The organism is Brevundimonas sp. GW821-FHT10A07, assembly GCF_059415785.1.
Map to the genome: position 1 here is coordinate 76,420 of NZ_JBWKNX010000018.1, position 6,901 is coordinate 83,320.

Sequence of the window (6,901 nt, forward strand, 5' to 3'; positions counted from 1 at the left end):
CGACCATGCAAGTCGTCGAAAAGTCGAACGAAGGCCTCAGCCGCGTGCTCGCGGTCACCATTCCCGTCGCGGAGCTGAACGAGAAGCTCGAAGCCCGCGTCAAGGAAGTCGCCCCGCAGGTGAAGCTGAAGGGCTTCCGTCCGGGCAAGGTGCCGGTCGCCCACGTCAAGAAGACCTTCGGCCGCGAGTTCATGGGCGAGATCATCAACGCCGAGCTGAACGAAACCAGCCAGAAGGCGCTGGAAGAAGCCAAGATCCGTCCGGCCGCTCCGGCCGAGATGAAGCTGACCTCCGACATGGACAAGGTCATGGCCGGTCAGGAAGACCTGGCCTATGAGATGGCCCTGGAGATCATGCCGGACTTCACCCCGGTCGATCCCAAGACCCTGAAGCTGGACCGCCCGACCTACGAAGCCTCGGACGCCGATCTGGACGAAGCCCTGACCGAGCTCGCCGGCCAGGCCAAGTCCTACGAGGACAAGAAGGGCAAGACCGTCAAGGCCGCCGAGGGCGACCAACTGACCATCGACTTCCTGGGCAAGCTGGACGGCGAGCCCTTCGACGGCGGCGCCGCCGAGGACGCGGACCTGGTCATCGGCTCGGGCCGTTTCATCCCCGGCTTCGAAGAACAACTGACCGGCGCCAAGGTCGGTGAAGAAAAGACCATCGAGGTCACCTTCCCTGAGAATTATCAGGCCGCCCACCTGGCCGGCAAACTGGCCACCTTCGACGTCAAGGTGAAGGCCATCAAGGCCGAGGTCGAAGCCAAGGTCGACGAGGACTTCGCCAAGCGCATCGGTCTGGAATCGCTGGACAAGCTGAAGGAACTGCTGAGCCAGAACCTGAACCAGCAATACGCCGGCGCCGCCCGCTTCAAGCTGAAGCGCGCCCTGCTGGACCAGCTGGACGCCGCCCATGACTTCCCGCTGCCGCCGAAGATGGTCGAGGCCGAGTTCGACGGCATCTGGCAGCAGGTCGAGGCCGACAAGGCCGCCGGCCGCCTGCCGGAAGAGGACGCCGCCAAGTCCGACGAGGACCTGAAGGCCGAATACCGCAAGATCGCCGAGCGCCGCGTGCGCCTAGGTCTGGTCCTGGCCGAGATCGGCCGCGCCAACAACGTCCAGGTCACCGACCAGGAGTTGAACGCCGCCCTGCTGCAGGAAGCCCGCAACTATCCGGGCCAGGAGCAGGCCGTCCTGAACTTCTACCGCCAGAACCCCAACGCCGCCGCCCAGATGCGCGCGCCGATCTATGAGGAAAAGGTCGTCGACCTGATCGTCGGCCTGGCCGAAGTGACCGACAAGCCGATCACCAAGGAAGAGCTTCTGAAGGAAGACGAAGAGGGCTGATCGGCCTTACTTATCTTACGTACGTGTAACTTCCCATTCTCGTCAGAGATGGTATGCGAAAGGGCCCGCACTGCGGGCCCTTTTTGCATCTGCCGGTTGCCTGGAGACCTAATCTGATGAGCCTGTCTGCAGCCCTAGCCGCGGCCCTTCTCCTTACGTCTGCGCCCCAGGCCGCGCCCCAGCCTCCTCAGCCCTCAACTGCAGAGCTCGAGGCCATCATCGTCGAAGGCCGCCGAATCGAGGAAGCGGCTCGCGCCTATATCGAAGAGGTGGGCGAGCCGCCGCGCGGAACCCGTCTGGCGCGTTGGAACCGCCCCGTCTGCATCAGCATGAGCAATATGCAGCCGCGCTTCGCCCAGTTCGTCATCGACCGCATCGCCGCCAACGCCCTCGACGCGGGGGCCGACGTCGGCGAACCGGGCTGCAAGCCCAACGTCATCATCCTGGCCACTACCGACGGCCCGGCCCTGGCCAAGAAGCTGGTCAAGGAGGTCGGGCTCGGCTTCCGGCCCGCCATCAACCACACCAACCTAAGCCGCGACGCCCTGTCCGACTTCCAGAACTCCGACGCGCCGGTCCGCTGGTGGAATGTTGTCATGCCCGTGACGACCGACACGGGAGACGTCGCGATCACCATGCGCGGGGAAGACCCCCGCCAGGTCACGGTTCGCGACGGTTCGCGTCTCCGTTCCAACATCCGCTACGACATGGCCTGGACCATCGTCATCATCGACATGACCAAGACCGGCGGCGCGCCGTTTGGCACGCTGGCCGACTATGTCTCCATGGTTTCCCTGGCCCAGATCGACCCGGACGCCGACCTCAGCGGCCAGTCGACCGTGATGAATCTCTTCCGCAATCCCGCCGAAGTCGACGGTTTGAGCCAGTGGGACAAGGACTACCTCGCCGCCCTGTACACCGCGCCCTCGGATCGCGTGAATGGCGATCGACAGGAAGCCGCCGTGGCTCATTCCCTGATCCAGCAAAGGCGCGAGCGCGCCGGTCTCGAGGATGCGGCCGCCGACGGAGGGGCGGCCGCACCGCAGTAGACGCGCTAAAGCCTAGGCCTGTTAAATCACCATTCTTGCCACCCATTGTTACGCGTAGGGATAGATTGTATCATCTCGAGGTTGCGAAGGCGTGGTCATGAGCTTGGCGTCTTTTCTTGTCGGGGTGTTGCTGTTGTCGGGTGCGCAGCAAGCCTCGCAACAATCTCACGCCGACGCCTCTCCAGCGGCAGAGCTGGAATCGGTCCTCGTCGAAGGGCGCCGCTTGGAAGAAGCAGCACGAGCCTATGCGCAAGAGGTCGGGGAGCCGCCGCGCGGCACGCGGCTGGCCCGTTGGAACCGCCCCGTCTGTGTCAGCGTCAGCAATATGCAGCCGCGCTATGCCCAGTTCATGATCGACCGGATCGCCATGAACGCCCTTGATGCTGGCGCGGACGTCGGCGGGCCGGGCTGCCGGCCCAATGTGATAATTTTGGCGACGACCGACGGCCCGGCCTTGGCGAAGAAGTTGGTACGTGACGCAGGACTCGGTTTCCGTCCTGCGATTCAGCACACCAATTTGACTCGTAACGCCCTGTCAGAATTTCAAAATGCGGCGCAGCCCGTTCGGTGGTGGAACGTGGTCATGCCAGTGACGACCGACGCTGGAGATATTGCAACGGTCCTTAAGGGCGATTCCGTTCGTGACCCCAGTTCCAACAGGTTAAGGTTTCTCACGGTGCGCGACGGTTCTCGCATCCGCTCCAACATCCGCTATGACATGGCTTGGACCATCATCATCGTCGACATGAGCAAGACGGGCGGCGCGCCATTCGGCGTGCTGGCCGACTTTGTCTCCATGGTCTCTCTGGCCCAGATCGACCCGGACGTCGACCTCAGCGGCCAATCGACGGTGATGAATCTCTTCCTCAGTCCCGCCGAAATCGACGGTTTGAGTCAGTGGGACAAGGATTACCTTGCGGCTCTCTATACAGAGCCGAACGATCGCGTGAGCGCTTCATAGCAGGAAAATGGCGTCGTTCGCTCCATGGTCCGTGAACGCCAACAACGTGAAGGAGAGGCGACGCCCGTCGCTGTCTTACCCGCCAACGAAGCCCCTTGAGTCGTCGGTCTACACCGCCGCCTTGCGCCCCCCCCCCGGGGACGCGATATGCTAGGTAGAAGGGCGCGGCCTGAATCGCGTCCACGGCATCCCGAGAAGGCTTGAATGCGCGATCCGATCGAACTGATGAACATGAACCTCGTCCCCATGGTGGTGGAGCAGTCCAGCCGGGGCGAGCGCTCCTTCGACATCTTCTCGCGCCTGCTTCGCGAGCGGATCATCTTCCTGACGGGGCCCTTCGAGGACACGATGGCCTCGCTGATCTGCGCCCAGCTGCTCTTCCTGGAATCGGAGAACCCCAAGAAGGAGATCTCCATGTACATCAACAGCCCCGGCGGACAGGTGTCCTCGGCGCTCGCGATCTACGACACCATGCAATACATCAAGAGCCCGGTCTCGACCGTGGTCATGGGCATGGCGGCCTCGGCCGGTTCGCTGATCCTGACGGCCGGCGCTGCGGGCCAGCGCATCGCCCTGCCGAACGCCCGGATCATGGTGCACCAGCCCTCGGGCGGCTTCCGCGGCCAGGCCTCGGACATCGAATTGCACGCCGCCGACATCCGCTACACCAAGAAGCGCCTCAACGAGATCTACGTCCACCACACCGGCCGGACGTATGAGGAGGTCGAAAAGACCCTGGACCGCGACCACTTCATGTCGGCCGAAGAGGCCAAGGCCTGGGGCATCGTCGACCACGTCTACGACAAGCGCGAACAGGCCGACGCCGACGGCGTCAAGACGCCCGGCCACTAAACCGCCGGATGATATGGCGAAAGGGCGCGCCGTCGCGGCGCGCCCTTTTCATTTTGTGCTATCGGAACCGTCATGCAGTTCACACGAGATCCCAGCGGCACGGTCGAGGTCGATGGCGAGACCTATGTTTGGGAAATCCGTCGCCAGCCTCAACCCAAGGGCGGCAACGTCTGGGAGGGCATGGCCGTGTCTTTGCGCCACGTCGATTTCAAGCGCGAAGCCATCGTGCAGTTTCCGCCGCCCCTGCGCCCCAACGGCCGGCCCGACGTCGAGAAGCAGCGCGTCAATGTCGATGCGGTCCGCAACGCCGTCGCCTCGGCCATGGAGGCGGGATGGGACCCGACCTCGCGCGGCAAGGCGGTCGTGTTTGATGTGGACGCGGACGGCGCCTGACCGTCACGGCTTCTGGCGGAACACCCTGAATCCGGGCTGCTGCGCCATGGCCAGCATCTCGCGGTCGCCCGAGGTGTCGCCATAGGCGGCGGTCAGCACCATGTCCTCGCCATAGGCGGCCTTCAGACGCCGCACCTTTTCCAGCCCGCGACAATTCGGCCCAGCGAATGCGCCCGTCACCCTCTGTTCCGAATCGAACACCAGCGGGGTGCCCAGCAAGGCCTCGGCGCCCAGTCTGAGTGCAAAGGGCGCCACCGTGGTCTCGGGCGAGGCGGTCACAATCACGCGATGGGCGCCGCGTTCGCCCCAATCGTTCCAGACCTTCAGCGCGTCGGGCCGTATGAAACGATCCCAGACGGTGTCTGCGAATTGCGTCGCCTCGGCCTCCAGGGCCGTCTTCGTCTCGCCGGCCAGGAATTCCTTCACCGAGGCGGCCTTGATCCGACCCCGATCCCGGTCCCGCGCATAGACGGCCAGGGCGGGCGCCAGCTTGACCAGGCCCAGGGCCCAGCCGCCGGGACCGGCGCGCCAGCGCAGGAATTCGGTGAAACTGTCGCGAATAGTCAGGGTGCCGTCGAAATCAAAGGCCACGATGGGCGCCGCGCCCCGGTCCGGCGCGTCTCCCGACTTCGTCCGGGACTGGCGCAAATCCTGCAAGCTCCCCATGTCAGACATTCGCCTTGATCCCCACCGACACTGATCCATCCCCGCCTTGCAACATTCCCCTGCCGCCTTCGGGGTTGTCGTTGAACGTGGGATGGGTGATTGTCATTTTTTGAAGACCTTTGCGTCCAGAGTGCTGGAATCAACGTGGAGGAAGCGCGTTTCGGGTCATTTCGGTCCGCTCCGCGGGAGTGAGATAAGGGTCTATGACCAAAGCAGCCGGCTCTGACGCCAAAAGCACCCTGTACTGCTCGTTCTGCGGAAAGAGCCAGCACGAGGTCCGCAAACTGATTGCGGGCCCGACCGTGTTCATCTGCGATGAATGCGTCGAACTGTGCATGGACATCATCCGTGAAGAGCACAAGATCGGGTTCAAGAAGACCACCGACGGCGTCCCCACGCCAAAGGAGATCCGCGACGTCCTGGATGACTACGTCATCGGCCAGTCGCACGCCAAGAAGGTCCTCTCGGTCGCCGTTCACAACCATTACAAGCGTCTGAACCACGCGACGAAGAACAACGACGTCGAGCTGGCCAAGTCGAACATCATGCTGATCGGCCCGACCGGGTCGGGCAAGACGCTGCTGGCCCAGACCTTGGCGCGCATCATCGACGTGCCCTTCACCATGGCCGACGCCACCACCCTGACCGAAGCCGGCTATGTGGGCGAGGACGTCGAGAACATCATCCTGAAGCTGCTCCAGGCCTCCGACTACAATGTCGAACGGGCCCAGCGCGGCATCGTCTACATCGATGAAATCGACAAGATCAGCCGCAAGTCGGACAATCCCTCGATCACCCGCGACGTCTCGGGCGAGGGCGTGCAGCAGGCCCTGCTGAAGATCATGGAAGGCACCGTCGCCTCCGTGCCTCCGCAAGGCGGCCGCAAGCATCCGCAGCAGGAGTTCCTGCAGGTCGACACCGCCAACATCCTCTTCATCGTCGGCGGCGCCTTCGCCGGGCTGGAGAAGGTGATCTCGGCGCGCGGGGCAGGGGCCTCGATCGGCTTCGGCGCCCAGGTCAAGGAAATCGACGAGCGTCGCACCGGCGACATCCTCAAGGGCGTCGAGCCTGACGACCTGATGCGTTTCGGTCTGATCCCCGAGTTCATCGGCCGTCTGCCCGTTCTGGCGACGCTGGAAGATCTGGACGAAACGGCCCTGGTCACCATCCTGACCGAGCCCAAGAACGCCCTGGTCAAACAGTACAAGCGCCTGTTCGAGATGGAGAATGTCGAACTGACCTTCACCGACGACGCCCTGATCGCCGTCGCCAAGAAGGCCATCACTCGCAAGACCGGCGCGCGCGGCTTGCGGTCGATCCTGGAAGGCATCCTGCTGGAAACCATGTTCGAACTGCCGACCTTCGAAGGCGTCGAGGAAGTGGTGGTCAACGCCGAGGTCATCGACGGCAAGGCCCAGCCCCTGCTGATCTATTCCGAGGCCTCCAAGAAGAAGGCCGACGGCGCCGCCTGATCGGGCGTCGCTCCGCACTGAAATGAAGGGCCGGAGCGACAACGCTCCGGCCTTTTTTTCACCTCCCCGTCGGCGAAGGCCGACGGGGAGCAACCATGTCAGTTGATCACGGGCGTCCAGGGCTGATCACGCTTGAGGACGAGGTTTGCGGCTTCGATC

Annotated in this window: 7 protein-coding genes; 6 read left to right on the forward strand and 1 reads right to left on the reverse strand. The window is 63.7% G+C overall.

The window, feature by feature from the left end; all coding sequences use genetic code 11:
* Positions 1 to 5 precede the first annotated feature (5 nt).
* The 5 genes from tig (at position 6) to AC07NC_RS14475 (ending at position 4,604) form a co-directional block, all read left to right on the forward strand.
* Positions 6 to 1,349, forward strand: coding sequence for a trigger factor (gene tig / locus AC07NC_RS14455; protein ID WP_494569958.1), 1,344 nt, complete (start codon positions 6 to 8; stop codon positions 1,347 to 1,349).
* Between the two features lie 116 nt (positions 1,350 to 1,465).
* Positions 1,466 to 2,398, forward strand: a complete 933-nt coding sequence (locus tag AC07NC_RS14460) for a hypothetical protein (RefSeq protein ID WP_494569959.1) — start codon at positions 1,466 to 1,468, stop codon at positions 2,396 to 2,398.
* Positions 2,399 to 2,495: 97 nt separating this feature from the next.
* Entirely contained in the window at positions 2,496 to 3,359 is an 864-nt protein-coding gene (locus AC07NC_RS14465; RefSeq protein ID WP_494569960.1) for a hypothetical protein, read from the forward strand.
* Positions 3,360 to 3,563: 204 nt separating this feature from the next.
* A complete protein-coding gene (locus AC07NC_RS14470) occupies positions 3,564 to 4,211 on the forward strand; it encodes an ATP-dependent Clp protease proteolytic subunit (protein WP_008264353.1) in 648 nt (215 codons plus the stop codon).
* 72 nt (positions 4,212 to 4,283) lie between these two features.
* Positions 4,284 to 4,604 carry a hypothetical protein gene (locus AC07NC_RS14475; RefSeq protein ID WP_183195148.1) on the forward strand — a complete coding sequence of 107 codons (321 nt, stop codon included), beginning with the start codon at positions 4,284 to 4,286 and terminating at the stop codon, positions 4,602 to 4,604.
* A 3-nt stretch (positions 4,605 to 4,607) separates the two neighbouring features.
* On the opposite strand, the gene AC07NC_RS14480 is transcribed toward AC07NC_RS14475, so the two are convergent.
* Positions 4,608 to 5,279: an HAD-IB family hydrolase gene (locus AC07NC_RS14480; RefSeq protein ID WP_230307504.1), complete on the reverse strand. Its 672-nt coding sequence runs from the start codon at positions 5,277 to 5,279 to the stop codon at positions 4,608 to 4,610.
* A 194-nt stretch (positions 5,280 to 5,473) separates the two neighbouring features.
* Here AC07NC_RS14480 and clpX point away from each other — a divergent pair, with 194 nt between their 5' ends.
* Positions 5,474 to 6,742 carry an ATP-dependent Clp protease ATP-binding subunit ClpX gene (gene clpX, locus AC07NC_RS14485; protein ID WP_008260240.1) on the forward strand — a complete coding sequence of 423 codons (1,269 nt, stop codon included), beginning with the start codon at positions 5,474 to 5,476 and terminating at the stop codon, positions 6,740 to 6,742.
* Positions 6,743 to 6,901 lie beyond the last annotated feature (159 nt).

Bases quoted from the DNA above. Each gene is read 5' to 3' on its own strand.
- AC07NC_RS14470 (WP_008264353.1), top strand. From the start codon at position 3,564: ATGCGCGATCCGATCGAACTGATGAACATGAACCTCGTCCCCATGGTG.
- AC07NC_RS14480 (WP_230307504.1), bottom strand. From the start codon at position 5,279: ATGTCTGACATGGGGAGCTTGCAGGATTTGCGCCAGTCCCGGACGAAG.
- clpX (WP_008260240.1), top strand. From the start codon at position 5,474: ATGACCAAAGCAGCCGGCTCTGACGCCAAAAGCACCCTGTACTGCTCG.
- tig (WP_494569958.1), top strand. From the start codon at position 6: ATGCAAGTCGTCGAAAAGTCGAACGAAGGCCTCAGCCGCGTGCTCGCG.
- AC07NC_RS14465 (WP_494569960.1), top strand. From the start codon at position 2,496: ATGAGCTTGGCGTCTTTTCTTGTCGGGGTGTTGCTGTTGTCGGGTGCG.
- AC07NC_RS14475 (WP_183195148.1), top strand. From the start codon at position 4,284: ATGCAGTTCACACGAGATCCCAGCGGCACGGTCGAGGTCGATGGCGAG.
- AC07NC_RS14460 (WP_494569959.1), top strand. From the start codon at position 1,466: ATGAGCCTGTCTGCAGCCCTAGCCGCGGCCCTTCTCCTTACGTCTGCG.